Origin of the sequence: Candidatus Leptovillus gracilis, assembly GCA_016716065.1 — a bacterium.
Taxonomy (GTDB): Bacteria; Chloroflexota; Anaerolineae; order Promineifilales; family Promineifilaceae; genus Leptovillus; species Leptovillus gracilis.
Map to the genome: position 1 here is coordinate 332,482 of JADJXA010000003.1, position 21,727 is coordinate 354,208.

At 55.8% G+C, this 21,727-nt stretch carries 17 protein-coding genes and 1 pseudogene; all 18 read right to left on the bottom strand.

The genetic code is table 11. The annotated features are described in order from the left end of the window. Positions 1 to 144: 144 nt before the first annotated feature. On the bottom strand, positions 145 to 756 hold the full coding sequence (locus IPM39_10345) for a prepilin peptidase (GenBank protein ID MBK8986465.1): 612 nt from the start codon (positions 754 to 756) through the stop codon (positions 145 to 147). 1 nt (position 757) lies between these two features. Continuing rightward, positions 758 to 1,792, bottom strand: a complete 1,035-nt coding sequence (locus tag IPM39_10350) for a hypothetical protein (GenBank protein MBK8986466.1) — start codon at positions 1,790 to 1,792, stop codon at positions 758 to 760. A 305-nt stretch (positions 1,793 to 2,097) separates the two neighbouring features. Then, positions 2,098 to 3,555: a type II secretion system F family protein gene (locus IPM39_10355; GenBank protein ID MBK8986467.1), complete on the bottom strand. Its 1,458-nt coding sequence runs from the start codon at positions 3,553 to 3,555 to the stop codon at positions 2,098 to 2,100. Further along, positions 3,506 to 5,251, bottom strand: a complete 1,746-nt coding sequence (tadA, locus tag IPM39_10360; GenBank protein ID MBK8986468.1) for a Flp pilus assembly complex ATPase component TadA — start codon at positions 5,249 to 5,251, stop codon at positions 3,506 to 3,508. The genes IPM39_10355 and tadA overlap by 50 nt, the downstream gene beginning before the upstream one ends. 78 nt (positions 5,252 to 5,329) lie before the next feature. Continuing rightward, positions 5,330 to 6,388, bottom strand: coding sequence for a response regulator (locus tag IPM39_10365; protein ID MBK8986469.1), 1,059 nt, complete (start codon positions 6,386 to 6,388; stop codon positions 5,330 to 5,332). A gap of 1 nt (position 6,389) precedes the next feature. Further along, on the bottom strand, positions 6,390 to 6,815 hold the full coding sequence (locus IPM39_10370; protein ID MBK8986470.1) for a response regulator: 426 nt from the start codon (positions 6,813 to 6,815) through the stop codon (positions 6,390 to 6,392). After that, a complete protein-coding gene (locus tag IPM39_10375) occupies positions 6,812 to 7,222 on the bottom strand; it encodes an Hpt domain-containing protein (GenBank protein MBK8986471.1) in 411 nt (136 codons plus the stop codon). Before IPM39_10375 ends, IPM39_10370 begins: the two co-directional genes overlap by 4 nt. Positions 7,223 to 7,227: 5 nt before the next feature. Further along, a complete protein-coding gene (locus IPM39_10380; protein ID MBK8986472.1) occupies positions 7,228 to 7,671 on the bottom strand; it encodes a response regulator in 444 nt (147 codons plus the stop codon). A gap of 55 nt (positions 7,672 to 7,726) precedes the next feature. Beyond that, on the bottom strand, positions 7,727 to 8,257 hold the full coding sequence (locus IPM39_10385; GenBank protein MBK8986473.1) for a hypothetical protein: 531 nt from the start codon (positions 8,255 to 8,257) through the stop codon (positions 7,727 to 7,729). 19 nt (positions 8,258 to 8,276) lie between these two features. Next, complete coding sequence (locus tag IPM39_10390) at positions 8,277 to 8,786, bottom strand: hypothetical protein (protein MBK8986474.1); 510 nt, start codon at positions 8,784 to 8,786, stop codon at positions 8,277 to 8,279. A gap of 42 nt (positions 8,787 to 8,828) precedes the next feature. Continuing rightward, complete coding sequence (locus tag IPM39_10395) at positions 8,829 to 9,428, bottom strand: hypothetical protein (protein ID MBK8986475.1); 600 nt, start codon at positions 9,426 to 9,428, stop codon at positions 8,829 to 8,831. Positions 9,429 to 9,511: 83 nt separating this feature from the next. Continuing rightward, positions 9,512 to 10,099 carry a hypothetical protein gene (locus IPM39_10400; GenBank protein MBK8986476.1) on the bottom strand — a complete coding sequence of 196 codons (588 nt, stop codon included), beginning with the start codon at positions 10,097 to 10,099 and terminating at the stop codon, positions 9,512 to 9,514. A gap of 224 nt (positions 10,100 to 10,323) precedes the next feature. Then, a complete protein-coding gene (locus IPM39_10405) occupies positions 10,324 to 11,046 on the bottom strand; it encodes a response regulator transcription factor (protein ID MBK8986477.1) in 723 nt (240 codons plus the stop codon). Positions 11,047 to 11,071: 25 nt separating this feature from the next. After that, the gene (locus tag IPM39_10410; GenBank protein MBK8986478.1) at positions 11,072 to 12,139 is read right to left on the bottom strand and encodes a hybrid sensor histidine kinase/response regulator; all 1,068 of its coding nucleotides are present in this window, start codon (positions 12,137 to 12,139) and stop codon (positions 11,072 to 11,074) included. Between the two features lie 93 nt (positions 12,140 to 12,232). After that, complete coding sequence (locus tag IPM39_10415; protein MBK8986479.1) at positions 12,233 to 15,361, bottom strand: GAF domain-containing protein; 3,129 nt, start codon at positions 15,359 to 15,361, stop codon at positions 12,233 to 12,235. Between the two features lie 734 nt (positions 15,362 to 16,095). Beyond that, positions 16,096 to 18,510 carry a PAS domain S-box protein gene (locus IPM39_10420; protein ID MBK8986480.1) on the bottom strand — a complete coding sequence of 805 codons (2,415 nt, stop codon included), beginning with the start codon at positions 18,508 to 18,510 and terminating at the stop codon, positions 16,096 to 16,098. A gap of 457 nt (positions 18,511 to 18,967) precedes the next feature. Continuing rightward, positions 18,968 to 19,984 carry an aldo/keto reductase gene (locus tag IPM39_10425; protein ID MBK8986481.1) on the bottom strand — a complete coding sequence of 339 codons (1,017 nt, stop codon included), beginning with the start codon at positions 19,982 to 19,984 and terminating at the stop codon, positions 18,968 to 18,970. A gap of 939 nt (positions 19,985 to 20,923) precedes the next feature. After that, positions 20,924 to 21,648: pseudogene (locus tag IPM39_10430) on the bottom strand (IS1 family transposase). Positions 21,649 to 21,727: the final 79 nt, after the last annotated feature.

Genomic DNA, 21,727 nt, shown 5'->3' on the forward strand with positions numbered 1-21,727 from the left:
CCGTCTGCGAGTTGTTTGAAACCATTATATAAAGGGGCCAGCGCGAGGGACGGAAAAGAAACGTGAATATTACGGGTAGGAAGCGATAAGATAGGGGGATAGTTGGGAGTTGGGAGTGGGGAGTTGATAGTTGGGAGTTGGGAGTTAGAGGGGGGTGTAGAGGAGGGCGATGAAGACGCCGAGGCACAGGAAGGGTGCGTAGGGGATGTGGTAGCGACGGCCGTAACCGCGCAGCAGCAGGTAGGCGGCGGCCAGTCCACCCAATCCTACGCCCAACAACAAGGGCCACAACACGCCAGGGAAACCGAAGATCAGGCCAATCAGCGCCGCCAGTTTCACGTCGCCGCCGCCCAGGTCGCCGGGGCGCAGCCAGGCAGCCAGGACAAACGCAGCCAAAGCCAGCCCACCGCCCAACAACACGGCCGTCCACGACTGTTCCCCAACCGCCAGATGATAGACCAGCGTCAGCGCAATAGCCGGGAATACCAGCACGTTCAAAACCAGCCTGTATTTACCATCAATCAAGGCGATCAACAGGAAAAATGCGTACAGGACCAGAGAGAGCCATTGCCCACGCGGGCCGAAGTAAAAACAGACAACGGCCGTCATCCCCCCCATCACCCAGGGCCAGCCGGCTGTCCACCGCGACTGGTGAGCCGGGCGCGGCGCTTTGTTCAGGCGGCAAGGCAAGAAGTCGCTGAGCCAGTTCAACGACCAACCCAACAAAAAACCAAACACCAGCCAGAAAATATCCATGTCAGGCCATCTCCCGGTTCTTTTGCCGCAGTTGGCGCAGCATGTGGGCGCTGCGGTCGGCCAGTTGAACCATATTGACGTCGCCCAAACCTTGCAACAACGTATCGTAATGGGCCAGTTTGTCGTCTTCGTCGAAGATACCGTTCAGCAAGGCCTGAATTTCACCGGTCGCTTCACTGAGCAGTTTTTCGGCCGCCTCTTCCGGCGGCGGTTGATTGGCCGCAGGCGCAGCGGCGTTGGTCGGATTTTGCACGGCCGTTGCCTGTTGTTCAGCCGTCGGTGTGGCCGCGTTGGCCGGGTTTGGTGGCGTCTGTTTACCATCTCCAGCCTGGACTGCGCCGGATTGCCCAGCCCCACCGCCACTGGCGTTGGCCTGGTCGCCGGGGTTCGCTTGCTGCGCGGCATTGGCCGCCGGGTCAGGCGAAGCGCCCTGGCCGGTGTTGGCGGCCGTTTCGGTTCCGCCTTTGTTTTGCCGGGCGGCGTTGGTGGCGGAAACGGCCGTTTGCTCATCCTCGTCCATGTCGGCTTCCGCTTCAGCGCCAGCCAGCAGACGCCGCTCTTCTTGCTTGCGGATTCTGGCCTGCTGCGCCATGGGGAACAGGGCCATGCCCAAGGCAGCCACGAAAAGGCCAACGGCGGCAACGGCCGTTATCAAAATCGCTTTCTGCCCCAAAATTACGTCCATCAGGTTCAGGTCTACTTGCGGCATGACCATCGCTTCCCCCAAAGCGACGTATCGCTCACGAGCCAGCGGATCGGCCGCTTCCTGGATCAGCAATGTCAGGGTCGCGGCCAGCGCCTCGTCGTCCCAGGCTGCCAGCCGAGACTGCGCCTGGGCCACGTCGCCCGTCAGGTCATATGCTTCGGCGGCCATCGCCACGTAAATCCGCTGATGCTCCGCCGACAACTGCGCCGGCGAGACGTTGATCCACTGCACCGGCCACAACCACCAGCCAATGACCAACCAGCCCAGCAGCAGCCCACCGCTAAAAACCAGGGGAAGAAGAAGGCGAAACGGCCGTTTGGATTTAGACATAAAACGTCATTCCTCAATCATGCGTCAAAACCAAAGTCTGCCGGAGAAACCCTCAGGGCTAGGGACACGGGGGTGTCCAAATATTCCAAATCCAGGACCTTGGTCTTCAGGTTTCTCGGAAAATCCAGGCCAGAAAATCGGTGTAAACTGGGTCTGTTCATCCGCAAAACTCCAAGGGTTTATTTCCCAGGAGACGGGGTCATTTTCCACTCTTCGGAGAGATTGCCAAGTCAAATCGTCAGCAACCGGGGTCTTTACGTACCCTCAATCACCGAAAATCGGTGTAAATCTGTTAAATAGATCAATCAACAACTGCCGCTAATACCCGACATAAACAGCAGCACAGCCAGGTAAAGCGTGAGCTTAAATTTATACCCGCCATCACTGGCGACGATGGCCATCGCACTGATGACCGCCAACAACACCACCATCATGATGGTGATGGCGTCCAGGAACTGCATCTGCTGCGGGCTAAAATTTGCCAGCGGCATTGCCAGATTTTCCGAGGCCAACGCCGACTGATCGGCGGTCATGGCCGATTGCATCAGGAGCAAAAAGTTGTGGATGATCTGCAGCACAAAAACCATCAACGCCGCGACCACGACGTGCATCACCAGGGTAAGCCAGACAAAGGTGCTGACCACCGTGCGTCGTTTGGCGCGCAGCATCGCGGTGCGCGAAGCAAACATAGAGCAAAGAAATCCCACTTGTTCCGGATCGCCGCCCAGGCGCACCGCTTCGTAAAAGATGCCGGTGGCCTGACGAATCAGGCGGCTGCCGGTCTCGTTGCCAAAGCGCTGCCAGCAAACCACCGGGCTGACCAGAGCGCGCAGGCGCGTATCCAATCGCTTCACATCGGGCTGAAGCTGGGGGAAGGAGCTGATGTCTATTTTGGTGATGGCTTCTTTGAGGGTGGTGCCGGTGGAAGTGGCCATGCCACCCACCGAGCGCAAAAAGGAGCTGATCTCCGCGTCTTTTTTGGTGATCTCGGTGTCGGCGCGAGAACTGACAATACCCAGAGGCAATAAAGCAACCGATACACCAACCAGTACCCACGCCGTGCCAAAGCCAAGAAATACCAGAATGCCACAGAGAAGAACGGCCGTAGGAATAATAATCCGGCTCAATTGCAGCGTGCGCCGCTGCGCCGCCGACCCGATGGACGACGGGATGATCATCTCTTCTTGTGGGGCAGCGCGTGAAAGAATCCAGGCGCCAAAAAACCCCATGACAATCGCCGTAATCACCAATCCGGTAATCATGCCCGTGCCCATGGAGTAAATCATGGTGGATACCAGGTTAATGATCACGATCAGGGCCACGGAAACCACAATCGAAGAAAACGCATCCGACCACTTTTTCAGCGATTCCAGGTCACGCTCGTAGGCATTGTCATACACATTTGCCTGCACCTCCGCTTCGCGGGCCAGGAAAGCGGGCAAAGGCTCACCAGACCGCATCGCGTCGGACAGGCGCAGCAGGAAGCTTTTGATCTCGTCCGAGGGCGCTTTATTGGCCACCGTACGGCACGCTTCCGGGTAGTCGAAACGAAGTTCGTTGACCAGCAAGTTGATGGCTATAAAATAATTCGCCGCCGGTGAACCGGACTCTGCGGCCATTTCAAACGTTTTACTGCGCGAGATGCCGGCAGCGGCCGTGGCCGACATATACGTCAACTGGTAAAACTGGTCAAAAGCCGTAATGCTCTTAAATTTATAAGAGTTTTTGGCGATGGGCTTCGGCAAGGATTTGGAAGAAGTCATCAAAACCACGCACTCCTTTTTCTTTATGCAGCCGTTGAAAAACGGTTGCCCGGCGTTTTAATTCGGTATAAATCATTTTGCGTTTTTGGGGTGGAATGCCTCGCCTCATGGCAATGCGCTCTTCTAGCAAGAAACTGTTCATGTAGCCGGGAAACTCGAATGTGTCATTCGCCGGGTTCCAACGAAAAGTTTCCAAGAAGGAGAAACTTTCTGTATACGGGTCGTAGCCGATGATTTCATTGATGCTAAGAATACGGCGGGCCATTTTTTTGTCGGCCAAACGCACGGCCGATTGCACGATGGCGACGTTGAGATTGTCTATATAGGTCTTGGGTACGTTGATGGGGTCGCCGGTGAGACGTTGGATAAGTTTTTCAACGGATGCGGCGTGGAAGGTAGACATAACGCCGTGGCCGGTCTGCATGGCCTGAAAGGCGATGCGCCCCTCTTCGCCACGAATCTCACCGATGATGATGCGATCCGGCCGCTGCCGCAGCGCCGCTCTGAGTAGATCGAACATGCCCACGCTGCCCCCTGCGGACTCGCGCCCCATATCGCGGGTGACTTCCCGAATCCAGTTTTTGTGGGGAACCATCACTTCAGGGGTGTCTTCAATGGTGATGATTTTGGCTTCCGGCAAAATGAAGGTGTTGATGGCGTTCAACGTCGTCGTTTTGCCGGAGGCTGTGGCCCCGACAACAAAGACGTTCATCCCCTCCTCCATGATGAGCGAAAGGTAGGCGGCCATGGTGTAGTCCAGTGTGCCAAATTCGATGAGTTCCAGGATGCTGGTGGTGGAACCCCCAAATTTTCGGATGGTAAAGTTGCTGCCGCGTTTGGAGATTTCACGGCCGTAGACGATGTTAATACGTGACCCGTCCGGCAGCACGGCGTCCACAATAGGGTTGCGCACCGTGACCGGGCTTTTGATCCATTCGCCCAGCCAGACGGCGAAATCGTCGAGTTGGTCCAGGGTTTCAAAGTTGATGGTGGTTTGCAGGCTTTTGAAGATTTTGTGTTCAACAAAGATGGCCCCAATGCCGCTGCAACTGATGTCTTCTATGTAGGGGTCCAGCAGCAAGGGCTGCAAGGGTCCCAGCCCGACTTTGTCGCGTAGGACGCGGTAGCGCACGCCTTCCAGTTGTTGTGCGGTGACGTAAATAGGGTCGGTTTTGCTTTTTTTAGCGGCGGCTTTGGCTGAGGGGGTACGGCCGTTGCCATTTCCATTTACCTGCGGTGGCTCCGTTGTGCAAATCTGGTCAAGCAGCTTCAGCAATATCTGCTTCTTTTCTTCTTCGTTTATTACTTCCCCAATGTCTTCGGCCCATTCCACCAGACGTTCGTCAATCTTCAGCATCACCTCATCCAGACTGACCATTACGGTCGGCTCAATTGAGACGTAGTGATCACGCGCCGCCACAGCGTCCGGGTAAATGTGAACATACAGACCGCCGTCAATGGGGTAAATAAGATTGCGCCGTTCCAACAGTTGCAGCTTGCGTGTCAGCTTGGGGTAATACATGGGAATCCCAATATCGCCCAAGGGAACCTGGTGCAAATAATCCGCCAGGAAATCCGCTTGTTCGCACGCATCGCGCAGCGGCGGCGGCAGCACCAGTTGCAGGCTGCACCCCACACCATGGTCGCACTGCGCGCCACCTGTCTGAAAGGGGAAAGGAAGGACTGATTGAGACATAGTGTTTAGTCGTTTGGTTGAATAGCCGATTGGTTGAATAGTCAAGTAGTCGAGTTGCCATGACGACAGACTACCAGGCTACCCCTTTACTTTGCTCACCGGAATGACGCGCATGCCCCAGCCGGGTTCCACTTCAAAGCTGACAATGTTGCCAGTGGTTTTGTCTGCGCCACGAACTTTGGTGACTTCTAACGTTTTAACCAGTTTTTTGCCTACTTCCTCGGTGCGAAGCTGCAAATGAGCGTCGCACAACGAGCGAATGCGCACCAACAATTCGCTGTTGAGCGCGTGAGAATGCAAAATGAGGATGATGCTGCTGCCGCGCGCGCACAGCCGCTTGCATTCCTCAAAGAAACCTAATACCTCTTCAATGGTAGATTGACCGATAGCCAGTGTCAGCGAATCCACGATGATCATGTCGCGGCTGGTTTCCTGGCCCATGGCCTGAAGCAGCAGGCGGGGAGCGGCGTTGCCCAGTTGGGACAATTCCATCGGGTAGATGTGAATTTTGCCCAGGAGCAAATAGTCCAGAATGTCCAGGTCCAGGCTGCGCATTTGCTTCACCAGGCTTTTGACGTTGTTTTCGCTGGTAAACAGCGAGAGGGTGAAGTTGTCGTTGAGCGAGCCAAACATCATCTGCTGCGAAAGGACGGATTTGCCGGCCCCGGAACTGCCTTCGACGAGGGTGAGAGAACCGAGGGGAATGCCACCGCCCATTTTGCTGTCTAGCTCGCCATTGCCAGAGGAGATGACGGTTTTTTGTGGCCCTTTGCGGCCCAGGTATGGCAGGATTTTAGTGACCAGCGTGACGGCATCGAAGGGTTTGATCAGGTAATCGTCTACGGGCGATTCGTGGCCGATGGTGAGGCTGTCTAGCTCGCTTTCGTTGGCGAGCATGATGAGGGGGATTTCGGCCGTTTCGGGGTCGGCGCGCAGATAGCGGGCGACTTCTTCGCCGCCCATGCCGGGCAAAAATATGTCCAGCAGGATGAGGTCGGGTATTTCGGTCACGGCCGTTTTCAATCCCGCGCCATCGTCAATCGCAATCAACACCAGGTAGCCCTCTTCCTCCAGAAGACCCTGAATCCACTCCAACATCGGCACGTCGCCTTCGATGATCAAAATCTTCTGCGCCATGTCAATTTCCGCCGCTCCAGATTAACGAACGCACCCGTTCCACCAAAACGGCCGCTTTCACCGGCTTGGTCAGAAAATCTGATGCGCCGACACGGTAGCCCTGTAGCTGGTCGCGCACCCGTTGGGCAAAATCTACCGGGTCGGTGGCCGGCTTGTCTATCGCGCCGCGAGCAGAGAGCATGAGGATGGTAAGAACGGCCGTTTCCGGGTCCTCACGCAACCGGCGACATACCTGAAAACCATCCAATCCCGGCATCATAATGTCCAAAATCACCAGGTCCGGCTTCAAGTCGCGGGCTTTGGCTATGCCATCATGCCCGTTGTACGCCGTGAACACCTCATAACCATGCCTTTGCAGCACCCGTTCCACGATGTGCAGGGTCAACGGATCGTCGTCTATCGCCAGGATACGATGCGGCCGATTCATTGGTCCTCGTCGCAGGCGAGCAATGTCTGGGTCCGCAAGACCCACCCAGGCTGCTCGAAAAAGAAAACAATACGGCCAATTTCGGCCGTCAGGTCAATCAGACGTTCAGCCGCGCCTTCCAGTCTGGACTGCATCCCCATCAGCTCGATTTCATACGCCAGCTTATAGGCGCGCCAACTGCCGATGTTGCCCAGGCTGCACTTCAAGCGGTGGGACCTGGCTTTGGTTTCGGCAGCGTCGCCGACCACAATGGCTTGCCCCAACGCCGTCAGTTGAGACGGGTAATCTTCCAGAAACAGGGCGATAATCTCCTGCAACAGCTCCATGTCTCCGTCTACAATGTCGTGGGCATAAGTCAGGTCAATCGGACTGCAATCCGTTCGTTCTGCTTGTAATTGAGTCATCATTTTCCTCATCCCGGACATGCCAGGTGCGGCGTATCCAATGTCACATGTTTGATCCGGTCCAGCAGCGTTTGGGGCCGCACCGGTTTTGTCAGGAAGTCGTTGGCGCCAGCGGCAAATGCGCGCTGGCGATACTGGTGGACGGCTTCGGCGTGTTCCTCTGTGCTGTCGGCCAGCGGCCCGCCGGCAGAGCCAAGGGACGTAATGATGAGAACGGGCGTAGCGGCCGTTTCCGGGTGACGGCGCAGGTGGTGGCACACTTCGTAGCCGTCCATGCGCGGCATCATCACATCCAGCACCAGCAAGTCTGGCCGCAACGTCAGGGCCTTTTCCAGGCCATCCTGGCCGTCAACGGCCGTATCCACCTGATATCCGCATTTTCGCAGCGCCCGCGCCAACAAACGGACCAGCATTTCGTCGTCGTCTACCAATAAAATGTGATGAAGAGCCATCTTAATTCTCGGAAGCGTCAGGCCAGGCGCGTTGCCGCGCCCGACGCCTGACAGATCAGCGCGTGAATTGCATACTGATGCCCACGCCATTGGCGGTGGTGATGGTTGCCATGTTGGTGGAATTTGGGCCTACCGGCGGCAATATGCGCAAACGTACTAATAATTCTTCGCCAGGATTCCAAATTCCTGGCTCAAACACTTCACCTTCGGCCGTGGCTGCATCCTGATAAATGCCGACAATGCTCCATTCGCCATCCACCGGATCACCCTGGTCTGCATATGAAAACCAGTCAATGTAGTAATCGCCGGGCGCTGAATAATGCTGCACAATCACATCCCAGGCAGCAAAATCGGTCAGGCGGGTATCGCCCTCATTGCGCAGCGTTAGCTCAATGACCGCGCCGGAGCTTTTGGCCTCCGCCATAACCGGCGCCAGGTCGGTGTGGTATTGATCACTCAGGCGTGTCTGCATTTCTTGCCAGGCCAGGCGCAGCGTTTCTTGAGCATTCAGATAACCGGTAAAAATGGTCAGGGCGGCGAACAAGATAAGCGTCAGAACAATAAAGGCAGTCAGGATTGTTTCCATAAACGTCTATCATCCAGGTTTACATGCTAAAAAAGTATTCGGCGTCTACGCCATTGGGGGTGATGACTTTAAGGAAGTAACGGCCGTTTCCCAAAGGCACGCCATAATGCACAGTAATCTTCAGCGTGGTGGTTGGCGTCCATTGGCTGCCATTTTCCACTTGCCAGGTCCAATAAGGGTAGCCGCTGGCCTTGCTGTGGTGGGGAATGCGGTTAAACGCCCCCTCTGGACCAAAAAAGACGTCCGTTTGTTCCAAAGCGACCATGCGCGTTTCGCCTACATTTTTCACCCAGGCAAACACATTAAAGTTGCCATCGCCGTTGGTGTCTTGCCACCATCCCCTGCTGTCTAGTTCGCCAACGCTGTGGACAATGGTGATCTGGCTGCGTAACTTTTCATCGGCGCGGCTGGTCATGCTGGTCATGGCATCGTTGCTTTCAATAATGGCCGGATAAGCGGCGTGGAACAGGAGAACACCCATCACCATACTGATGACAATGAGCATTGTGGTCATGATTGCTTTATCCATGTGAACCCTTTGGTCTCTTTACAGCCGGGCTTCAAGCGCCTGTCAGGCTGATTTTGGCTTTAATAGTTGACTGAGTTGATGCAGGAGAACGGCCGTTTCCGCGGCGTCAGTCCCTTCATTCTCGTCACACAGGGTAATCAGTTGCTGCAACGTGTCGTAAACCTCACGGGGTACCGTGCCGGTAGCTGCGCGCAGGTCCAATAGTTTCTGGGTCCGTTTTGCGCCAATCTTGACCACGCTGTCACTCACCCACTCCACCAGACCGGCAAAAATCTCGTCATCGCTCATGGGGTTGGCGGCGGGTGCGGGAGCAGGAGCGGTGATGATGGGCGCAGCAATGGTTGGTTCCGCGGGCGGCTGATTGGATTGTCGCAAATCGGCCAGAGAAACCTGGCGCACCTTCAACCCACCCGCGGCCTCGTTCGAAAATGAAGCCTCTGGCCGCAGCCCATTGCCGCCACCTGACCGGCCCGTTTCCCTCGACGTTGCATTGTTCTCTTCAAAGGAATCGTCTTCTGTGCGGAGCGCCGGATGGTAATGAACGAGGATTTGTTCTTGAATGTCCAATAACGTCTTTTGAACCTGATTCTTCAAAATCTTCATTTCCTGTTCCAGAGACTTCACTCTTTGTTCGATGTCCATCAGACTGCTCCTTTTGTGGCAACAGTTAAGCCGGACTTGTAAGTCCGGCTCGACTGTTCACTCATTTTTTTAACCGTGATTTGTTATTTCAAGTCCATCACCATGTCGAAGTACGCCGGGGAGGTGCGTTGTACGCTGAGCGCCGCGCCCTTGGGCGGTTTCATTTCTATCGCGAACTGCGTGTTGATGCTCAGGGCGTTGGTCAGGCCGCTCAAGTCCAGGGTAATCTCTACCAGTTCGCCCTTGTCCAACAGTTCGTCACCATCATGGCTGACAATCCATTCCGTTTCCCAGGGCAAATCATTTACAAACTGCACCGCGTCTACGTAATTCACTACCATCACCGGAGTCGTCGTGTTCAGGTCCAGAGGTTCGCCGCCCACCACGTTACCGACCGTGAAGACCAGCGTGCCCATTTCTGCGCCCGTCGTGCCGCTAACGGTAGCCGTGGCGATGAGGGAACCTTTCACTTCCATCGAAGACTGCACTTCGCCTAAACCGGAGTAGACGGCTTCTTTACCGCGCTCGGTGGAGAATGTACCGGCTGACAGGATGGTAAAGGCGAAAACGGAGGCGACCACGATAAAGGCGATCAAGATGATGGCTGTTTCCAGAGCGGTGATACCGCTTTCATCCCGACCTAATTTTTTCCAAAAATTGTTGCTGTTCATTTTTTTGCTCCTTATGCAAGATATGAATGTTGTTTTTTCTCGGCGCGCTGCGGATTCGATTTTTTTGCATTGCACCGTTTTTGTTCGATGTCCTTACTGTACAACAGACTTATCTTGCGGAGCGTGGGCTTGGCGCGAGCCTTGCGTGAGGCTTGCGTGAGGGCCACAGATTGGTCCAATCTCGGAGATTGGACCAATCTTGTTCGGTCTTTTGTTCCCTCTGTTCATTCGGGTACCAACATGTAACCGAGGCGCGAGACCGTGCGAATGAGCGACGGCCGTTCCGCGTCTGGTTCTATCTTCAGGCGCAAATTTTTAATGTGCCAGCGCACCAGGCTGGGATCGGCCGTGCCGGGTGGGTAAGCCCACACTTCCACCAACAAATCCTGGCTGGAAAACGGCCGTTTCGGATGTGTCATCAGGTGGTACAGCAGCTCAAACTCGGCCGGCGTTAGCTGCACCGTGTCCTTGTTGTCGCGGCGTACCCAACAGGCCTGCAAATGCAGCGTCAGCGGCCCCACCGTTAACTCTTGCGTGTCGGCCGCCGCGGGCTGCTGCCGGGTCGCCTCGCGGCGGCGCAGCAAGGCGCGCACCCGCGCCTTTAGCTCTTTCGATTGGAACGGCTTATCCAGATAATCATCCGCGCCCAAGTCCAGGCCGGTCACGTGGTCGTCCACGCTGTCCAGTGACGTGAGGAAAAGAATGGGCACGTAACGCAGCGCCGGATCCGTGTCCAGGCGCAGGCGGCGGCACATTTCCAGGCCGTCCATCCAGGGCATATTTACGTCCAACACAATGAGGTCCGGCTGCATCTGGTGGGCGGTTTGCAGCCCTTCCAGCCCATTGTGCGCCGTCAATACCTCATACCCATCTTGCGATAGAACCAGCCGCAAACTCCGGACCAATTCCGTGTCGTCGTCAACCAGTAAAATCCGTGATGGGGTCATCTAATCTCCTCGTAGCAAAACTTTTTCACATTTCCACCCGGAAGAGCGCGCCGCGGGGTTCGTTGGCGGTTACGCAGATACGGCCGTGATGCGCTTCCACCACCATGCGGCAAAAAGCCAGCCCCAGCCCAACCTGCTTCAGGTCGCGCCGCCCGGCGGCCACAATCTGGAATTTGTCGAATATCGTTTCCCAATGTTCTGGCGGGATGCCCGGTCCTTCGTCGCCCACTTCCAGGCAAAAACGGCCGTCGGCTAACGGCCGTAAACGGAGGGTGATACGGCCGTCTTCCGGTGAAAACTTCAGGGCATTTGAGAGCAAGTTATCTAGCACGCGCTGCCACAAATTGGCGTCCAGGCTGGCAACCAGCGACTCCGGCGGCAGTTCCAGCGCCAGCGTCACCGATTTTTGCGCCGCCAACGGCCGATACATCGTGGCAACCGTTTGCAGCAAATCATTCAGGTTGACGGCCGTTTGCAGCAGCACCAGCTTGCCATGCTCCATTTTCGCCATCAGCAGCATGTCGGTAAGATACGAACTCAGGCGGTTCACCTGGCTGGTGATCGTTTGCAGGGCTTCCCGCCCTTCCGCGCCGGTGATGTGGTGCAATAAATCGCAGTACATCGTGATGGTTGTCAGCGGATTGCGGATGTCGTGGACGATCATGTCGGCCAAATCTTGCCGTAGCTGCATCAGGGTTTGCAAGTCATCGTGGCGCTGTTTGATGCGCAGCATGGAGCGCACGCGGGCGCGCAGTTCCAGGCCGTTCACCGGCTTGTGGATGAAGTCATCGGCGCCGGCGTCCAGACCCCGCGCCAGATCTTCCTTGCTGTCCAGGGCTGTCACGAGGACGACGGGGATGTGTTGGGTGGTTACGGCCGTTTTCAACGCCCGGCACACGGCAAAACCGTCCATGCCCGGCATCATCACGTCCAGCAAAATCACGTCCGGCCCAATTTCCGGCAGACGCGCCAACGCTTCCGGCCCGCTGGCGGCAAAATGCAGCGCGTAGCCCTGTTGCAGCAGCAGCATTTCGGCCGTCTTTCGTGCCGTCGGATCATCGTCCACAATTAAAACCACCGGTTGTCCGTTCATTTGTCACTTTTCCGCCAGGCCGTTCGTGTCAGTAGCCGCGGTATCCTTACCGCGCTGGTGTAAACGCGGTAAGGATACCGCGGCTACAAATTGTCAAGTAAACGACTCAATCACTTCGATAAGCTGCTTTAGACTCAGCGGCTTGCTCAGGTAGGCGTTGGCTCCGGCGGCCAGGCAGCGTTCCCGGTCGCCGGGCATTGCCAGGGCTGTCAGGGCGACGATGGGGGTGACGGCCGTTGCCGTTTCCGCCCGCAATCGGGTCATCGCCTGCAAACCATCCATCTCCGGCATCTGAATGTCCATCAAGATCAGGTCTGGCCGTATCACAGCCGCCTGCTCAATGGCTTCACGGCCGTTGCGCGCCACCATCAGCCGATACCCCTTTGCCGTCAGGTAATCGCCCACCGTTTCAATAAAAATATCGTTGTCTTCGGCCAGCAGAATCACTTTGCCATCCGCGGCGTGCGGTACGGCCGTTGTCAACGCCGCCGTATCTGCCTTACGGCCAAAACCATCTTCCGGGTCCCACGGCAGCGAAACCGTAAACCGGCTGCCCTGTCCCACCTCGCTGGTCAGCGCCACGCTGCCGCCATGCAGCTCTGTCATGCGATACACCAGCGACAATCCCAGGCCAGTGCCGCTGTATTCCCGCGACAGGCGGCTGTCTAGCTGCACAAATGGCCGAAACAGGTTCTTGATATTCTCCGGGGCAATGCCTATCCCTTTATCCCACACCACAAAATGCACAGTTTTCTGCGCCGGGTTGCCCTGCACTTCCAGACCAATGTGGCCGTCAACGGCCGTAAACTTCACCGCATTGCTCAACAAATTCACCAGAATCTGCTTCAACCGCCGCTCATCGGCCCAAATAGTCATTACCGACGGGTCAATCTCCGTGGCTACCTGCAACTGCTTTTTGTGTGCTTCCTGCCAGACAAAACGCAAGCTCGCCTGGCACACCTCTTGCACCGATACCACTGTTCGTTCCAAAACCAGTTTGCCCGCCTCAATTTTGGACAAGTCCAAAATGTCGTTGATCAAATTCAGCAGGTGACGGCCGCTTTCCTCAATGCTGCGCAGCGAATGGTCCTGGTTATCGTTCAGCGGGCCATAAACGCCGTCTTGCAGCGCTTCGGCAATGCCCAGCACGGCGTTCAACGGCGTGCGCAGTTCATGGCTCATGCTGGCTAAAAACTCATCCTTCAACCGGCCGGCGCGGGCCAGTTCGGCATTTGCCGCGCTGAGATCGGCCGTGCGCTCCATCACCCGGTCCGCCAACAAGGCGCGTTCCGCCTGCAAAGCCGCTTCAGCCCGCTGCCGCTCCTCGATTTCGCGCCGCGCCTGTTCATACAACTGCGCGTTTTCAATGGCCGCCGCCGCCGGACCGGCCAGCAGCGTCAGTAAGCGTAAATCAGCCTCATCAAACGGCCCGGCCGCTTTGTTGATGGCTTCTATCGCGCCAATCGTTTGTCCCTTCACTTGCAGCGGCGCGCACAACAGCGTACGGGCGGTAAACTTACTGACCTCGTCAAAATGAGGAAAATGGCGCTGGTCTGTCTTGGCGTCGGTGATGAGTAGTGGTTCACCATGCTCGGCCACCCAGCCCACAATGCCCTGCCCCAACGCCAGCCGCTTGCCGCGCACAAACTCGGCCGCCTGCCCAAAAGCGGCGGCAAACCACAAATCGCCCCGCTCCCGATCCACCAACACCACCGAGGTTGCATCCACGTCTAACAGGCGCGTAGCCTGGGCGGTGACAATGTTCAGCGTCGTCTGCAAATCCAACGACGAGGTGACGGCGTGGCTGATCTGATTCAGGGTGGTCAATTCGGCGACGCGCTGCTGGAGGGTTTTGTACAGGCGGGCGTTTTGGATGGCGATGGCCGCCTGCCCGGCAAACGCGGCCAGCCGGGAAGCGTGCGCCGGCCGATAAAAGTTGGGTTGGCTGTAATTGAGCGCCAGGAAAGCGACCACTTCCTGCTGCACGACGATAGGCGTACCGGCCCAAGAGCGCACGTGGGGCGACGCCTCGGCGCGCACCCAGGCCGGATCGGCCGAGATGTCGGGGATGACCAGGGGTAGGCCGGTGCGGGCCATTTGCTGGAGACTGGGCATGTCGGCCAGGGCAAAGTGGTTGATGAGCGGGGTCTGGGAACGGCCGTAGCCCCGCGTACAAACAATGTCCACCTCCGTCCCGCGCAGCAGCATCACGTTGGCCGTATCATAAGGCACGACATGAGCGATCTGGTCCAGCAAACGTTCCAACAACTGGTCAAAATCCAACGTGGCGCTGAGGGCGATGCCCACTTCGCGCAGCGCTTCGGCCAACCGGCGCTGCTCGTGTTCGGCCCGTTCCGCCCGCTGGCGTTCGGCGATCTCTTGCTTCAAAGCGTCGTTGGCCTGCTGCAACTGGGCGGCGCTGCGAGCTGCCTGCCGAAAAATGACGACGATGCTGCCCATCAAACCGACCAGCACGCAGAAATAACTCGCCAGTTTCAAGGCCAGAGCCACTTCAAAATAAGCGTCGAATAATTCGACGGAAGAGAACAAAAAGAAAATCTGGCCGGAAAAGCTGAGAAGGAGGGCGATGATCAGCCAATGCTCAAAGGTGTCGTGCTGCCAATGGCCTTTGGCCAGGTAATTGACCAGCGCCCACAAATAAAACGTTGTGGAAATAAACAGTTCAACGCGCTCCAGCGGCAGCGAGGGGGCAGCCTCGCTCTGGGCCACCAGCGCAAACAGCAGCACGTTTATCAGCGTCAGCCCCACGATGAGCAGGAAGAGACGGCGGCCGGTCATACGGCCGTACCACCCTGTTTCCACCTCTCGCCGCCAGGTCAGCCAACTGCCAAAAATCAAAATCGAAAGAAACGTGGGCGACGCATTCCAAATCCAACGCGGCGTAAAATTCAGCCAGGGGAAAATGTCCATCAACTGTGGATGAACCGCCAGCACATGCAACCCATCCAACAACCCTGCCCCGACAAAACCAACACCGATAAACAGAAAAACATTGTCGCGGCGGGTAAAATAGCGCACCAACGCCAACATACCCACAAACATCGCCAGCATCGCGGCCATAAATTCCAGCGCCATGTGGCGGGTGAGATTGCCTTGCCAGGCATCGGCCGGCAGCAAGAAACGGCTTACCACCAACAAGACAAACAACGTCCCATAAATACGAATCCGTGTTGTGGCAGTGGTAGTTGGAAACAATTTCATGATGATTCCCGTAAGCGCCGACTGAAGTGAAGCATTCGCCTGAGCAACGGGCCAAAAACATTAAACGGCCGAGTTTGTGCGGCAAGACTTCGCACATCGCGTCTATGCAACTTACGGATTCATTGTAACCACTTATGAGATAGGTCTTCGTGAAGGAGTCGTGGAAATAAGGCCCGGTACGGGCGCAACGAGGAAGGAAATATAGCCTATGGGTCCTGTCTGACGGTTAGATGAAACGTAACTTGTATGTTTAGCGGTAGCAGGACGCCTTCGGTGGCAAACTCGCCTATCCAGACCACATCGAAGCTCACGATATCGTAGGCTGAAACCTGGTCCTGAGCGTTTCTTAGCGCCAACAGGCGCATGTCGTCGTAACCCACAACCTCAATGTCAAACGTCCCCCCGGACAGGCTGTTCAGTTCAGGCCCGAGGTTCTGTAAGGCAATGGAAAAAGGATCGCCTACAATCAACAGGCGGATGGTTTCGCCCTGTGAAAAGGGTGGGGTAATGGTAATGGGCCGTTGGGTGGTATGCTTTCCGAGAACTCTGCTGTACAGTCGGTGACCAAAATGGCAGCGAGAGACGAGATGACGAATGTCAGATAGCGAATAAAATCGGCCATGATTTTGTCTTGTCGGAGACTTGTTGTAACAAAAACGACGAGTGAATCGAAATGGGATTCATGTTGTTCGTCGTGATGCTCCTCGCTTTTTTACCGCAAGGCTGTATGCTGCTTATGAAACGGCGGATTGTGACTGGGTGGGTAGAATGAGTTGAAACGCGGACCCTGCCCCAACTTCGCTTTTTACTTCGATTCGCCCTCCGTGTCTTTCCATGACCTTTCTGGCAATCGCCAGGCCCAGCCCGAAACCCGGTGTGCTGTGCGCTTCATCCAACCGCCAAAATGTCTCAAACAGGTGTGGCAGGTTTTCTGGGGCGATTCCGGGACCGGTATCCCGCAATTCTATCCACACGCTCGCATCGGTCGCACCGCTGGAGATAGTGACAACGCCATCGGCCGGGGTGAAGCGACAGGCATTATCCACGATTTGCTGGATAGCTTCCAATAATTCATCAGGATTCCCCGCTACCAGGGGCAGCCTGGCACTTTCTTCACAGCGGATCGTCAGCCGGCAATTGCTATTAGCCACTACTTGTTGGCAAAAGGATTCCATGACGGCGTTGATATCTACGGCCGGTTGCAAGGTGGGAGCGCTGCTCTCCAACCGAGTCAGCAGCAGCAGCATATCGATCAATCTCACAATTCGCTGCACCTGGCCTTGAATGATAGACACCTTTTGTTGCCGCTTTTCCATTTCATTAATGTGCGCCATGACAAACGCGGTGGTGTTGATAATGGCAAGCGGCGTGCGGAACTCGTGGGCGGCACTTTGGATGAAAGTGGACAACATTTGGACCCGCTCTTTTTCTAGCGCCAGGTCAATTTCACGCTGCTGGGCCTCTTTGCTTTCCGAAATATCGATAACATATCCGCGCACGATACGCCGTTCGCTTTCGTTAGTCAATAACTCGCCCCAGTCTCGTAACCACATCCAGCCACCGTCGGCGGTGCGCATGCGGTAGATTGCGGCGTAGAAGGGTTGCTGCCCGCTCAGTACATCTTGCATGGCTTGCATGGTAGCAGCATAGTCGTCGGGGTGGATCAGGTCGGTGAAGGCGTGGTACGTGACGTTTTGGAACGCCTGGGGCTGGTAGCCTGCCATGAGGACTCTTCGTTTATCGAACTGAACTTGGCCGGTATCTCCGTCCATTTCCCACCAGGCCAGGCGTGCCGCAGATATGGCAAATTCAAGCCGCTTTTGCAGCCGTTTGAGTTCGCGCCGGGTCTGACATAATTCGGTGATGTCGCGGGCAACGCTCTGAATATGCAATGGTTGACCGGATAGGCTGCGGACCAGTTCCACCTTGATTTCTACGGGGATATGACGGCCGTCTTTCCTGCGGAATGTCCGTTCAAAGACGGGGATATGCTCACCGGCCAACAACTTTTGCCGCACATCTTCACTTTCATCAATTTCCGCCGACAAATCTCTGTAGGTAAGCTCCTGCATCTCTTCCATGGAATAGCCCAACATATTGGCTGCCCGGTGATTGGCCTCCAGGTGATGTCCTTCCAGGTCCAGAATAAAAACGGCGTCGTGGCCCTGCTCAAACAGGGCGTAATAGCGGGAGCGCGAGTCTATCAAATCCTGTTCTTGCTGTAGGCGTCCGGTAAAGTCGGTAAATGAGGTGACGACGGCAAAAGGCAGACTTTCGTCGGGGCGGGTCAGGGGTTGAGAGTTGATGGAAATCCAGCGCCGTTCGCCGGTTGGTCGCTGAATACCCATGATGACGTTGGTTAACGGCCGTCCCGTGCGCAGCGTCACCATAGCTGGATGTTCATCAGGGGGGCAAGGTGTGCCGTCTTCCCGGATGGCTTGCAAGTGGGAGTCGACCGAGGCACGCCCCATCATCTGGGCGGTGGTTAAACCCAAGATGCACTCCGCAGCCGCGTTACAGGCCAAGATAAGACCATCTCGGCTTTGCAGGACCACGCCTTCAGACATAGCCATAACAACCGAACGGTAGCGCTCTTCGCTTGTTAGCAACTGCTCTTTATAACGCCTGGTCAACACCGCGCCAACAGCCCCTAGAATGGTGACGGACAAAAAGGAGGCCAGATAGATATAGATGAATATAAAAGGCACGTCCGGCAGAAAGAAAAAGGCGCTCGTGATGCCCAGGCTGAGCAGTGTCACTACCCAGGTAACAGACTGGCGGAGAAAGAGGCTGGAGACCATGATGGCTGCTGTCAGAAAGTTCAGCGCCGGCATCCGCTCTGTCAGTGATCCGGGTAAGGTGAGAAGAGCCAGAGTCACCAGGCTGAAGATGGTCAGGACCATTAGCATGGCGCCGTAGCAATAGTGGCGGGTGCGGCTGAGGCTGTAAATCAGAACGGCCGTTAGCAGAATGCCCGGTGAGACAGGGCGAAAGACCATGTATGTCGACCCGGGGACAACCCACATCAGGACAATGATAGGTACAATCACTATAAAAGTCAGGGCCAACACGGCCAGCAACCGAGCCTGCTGGCGCGCCGACTGGTCCGTCAGGGCAGACGAGGGGCGAGTCAGGCGTTCAAGCGCCATTCTTAAGCCGATTAGATGGGGAGGGCTGTACATCGTTATCCCAAGGGGTTGTGATTTTAGGTGCTGACGGCTTCCTAAATGAGAGGCATTCCCGCACACGTAACAATAAACCAGCGTATATTGTATATGACCAGCGATAGCTGACGATAAACTAGACAAAAAGTACTATAAGATACCTGGTCAGTACCTTCTTAATATTTCGGGGTCAACTGGTAGGCAAAGGGGTAAAAGCCGGGTTTACTAAAGTGACCCCCGCACCGTAAATACCCCGGCGCATGGGGAAATCTGCTGATAAGTCAGCGACAACCCAACCTCTGCCCCGGCAGCAATGGACTCATCGGCCGCCCAGTAGAATTCATCCCCACCCATCCCAACACATGGCCCAGCGCTCGTTGGCAGCGGCGCGCACGGCCGTTGTGGGGAAGGCGATGCCGGTAACTACACTTGCTTGCAGCCGCTACCGCCGGTACTCGTCGCCACAATCGCCTATCAGCTTAAACAGGTCACGCGACCGGGCCTGAACGGCATCCAGCTGCGCCCAATCCGCCGCGTCCAACTGAAAGCTGAACACACGCGCATTCTCGTCTTTGTGTTCGGCTACCCCCAGCCGTGCGCCGACGATGACCCCGGCAACGGCCGGCCGGTCGAGGATGGCGCGCACCGCCACGTTGGCGATGCTGACGCCATGCCGCCCGGCTATCTGGTCAGTCGCTTGCAGCAGCTCCTGGAACAACGGCCAGCCGCCCCAGGTATCAATCATCTGCTTGTACTTGCGCAGGCTGGCGGTGGTCAGGTCACGCGGACCCGGCTCTTGCCGGCCCAGGTAGCGTTTCGACAGCAGCCCGCCCAACAACGTGCCGTAGGTGAACAGGACGATGCCCTGCTCCTGGCAGAAGGGGACCATCGCCACCTCCGGTCGACGGTCCAGCAGCGAGTATTGCACCTGGTTGGCGACGATAGGCAGCCCTTGTTGTTTTATTATCTCCAACCGCCTGGTGTCAAAATTGGTCAGACCGAGATGGCGCAGCTTGCCGGTCGCCCGCAGTGCCGCCAGATGCGCCAGAGCCTCCAGGTAGCGCGAATCGCGGTACTCCCACCAGTGGAATTGCAGCAAGTCCAACGTCTCCGTATCCATGCGCCGCCGCGACACGTCCACCGCCCGTTCGACGATTGGACGGGTCATCGGACCGGGCGATGGAACCCATTTGGTGAAGGCTTGCACCTGCTCCAACGCCTGTTGGCCGGAACGGGCGGCTAACTGCCGCCGGAACGCGCCGATGAACTCCTCGGCCGGGCCATAGTGGTCGGCCAGGTCCCAGGTGGTGAAGCCGGCGTCGTGGTAGCCGACCATCTCGGCGACGGCGGCCGTGGGGTCAATCCGGCCGTGGCCGCCGGAAACCTGCCACAGGCCGTTGAGCAGGCGGCAGATGGTGTTACTGCCACCGGTGCCCACCACCTGCACCCGCAAGGCCATCGTCTGCCCGGCAATGGCGTAGGTGATGCGCCGGGGTGGTCGTGCTGCCGTTGACCCTCTCCTCGTAGCCGGGGAGGAAGTAGCTGGTCTTGCCGCCTGACTTGACGCTCTTCACCCGGATTCCGGCGGCATCGTAGGCAAAGTCGTTGTCCCGCGCCGACTCTTGTAGACCGCTGGATGCTCCAGCAAACAAGGCTCATCGCCTACTAAACCAAAGATCAGCCAAACCAATAAGCAATACTGCTATCCCAAGACTAACTAGCATAAATCTAAACACAACAGCTTTAACAGAAAAGGAAATCGGGAAACAACAATGATGTGATTGTCCCAATCAGTATCATTAAGATAGCCACTATTTGAGGAATTGCAGGTCTGACAAAGATAGGTTGAGAACCTGGTTTAACCCCCAAAAAAAGAGCAACTTTGCTTTTTGTTATAATTCTATAATCTTCTTTAGACGATTTTTGTCCCAACAACCCACCGAACCAAAGCATTAACGAGATGATCATGATTTCTATCATTGTTTGAAACCTTATCTGCTTTATAACCTCTATTCAGAGCTGACCTCATTTATTTGCGTAACCATACATTACTCCACGGAACGCATTTCTATTATTGACGTGTGCTTCTTCTTGCATTGCTTTTACTCTACATGACGACGATTGAAGTACTGAACGGTCAAGCCACTGCGTTGGTCTGGTTTCTGGTCCTGACGGTAACTCAATTGAGCTAGTACCTCAACTTTCTAATTTTGAGGGGTAGTACTCTTTAAAACGCGACGCGCATCTTCAACAGTGAATCCAATGAATTTTGCGGCAAGCAGCATTACTTTTGCTTCCCATGACATTAGCTCAGCTTGTAATGTCCATTCATCGGGTAGACGAAGGCGCAAACATTGATGACGCATAATGCCAATCTCTATTTGGTAGTGGTTAACTGTTAACTGATAACCGCTGAATTATACTCATGAATAAATAGCCTGAGAGCAATTTCGTGATACTCGTCCGACTTAGAAAAGGACAAGGTCTTGCGAACAAAACGGGCCAGTCGCTGCCGTAAGGTCTTGTTCCACCTCTCCACATGGGCAGTTTCAACCCGTTTCTTTGCCCACTGATTGGTGGTCCTGGCCTAACAGACCAAAGACCTGCTGATAGGTCTCCCAGAAGTCGCTAAAGGTGTGGCAATGACGATAGGCCGGGGGAATCCATTGCCAAAGCCGCCAGCAGCTTTCTTCACCACGGTCGCCAATGAAAAAGAAACGACCTGACGGGTACGCCGACAGAGGGCAATCCAAATCCAGCGCTTATTCTCTTTCTGGCCGAAAAATGACCATAATTCATCCAGTTCCAAGACATCATCAGCTTGACTCTCAACCAGTGATTCAGTTAAAGGAGGCAGTTGCTCGGCTTTTTTTAAGCCATTGGGCGACCGTTTGGCGGCAGACACCAAAGGTGCGTTCCAAGCCCCGCAAGCTGGATCGTTCATGATAGGCCCGCATAATCTCTTCTCGTCGTTCGGTGGATATTTGACCTCTGGGTTCAAGGTGCCATAAGCACCACAGACACGACAGTGAAATTTCTGCTTACCCTGCTTCGTCTGACCATTCTGACAATGTCAAGGCTACCGCAACGCGTACATTCATATGTTATGGTTTCGTGAATCATACCCACTATTCTACATCTATCAGTCGTAACTTAACCACTACCGCAAGGCGTTGTGGATGCTGGCGTTTTTGATGCCCCC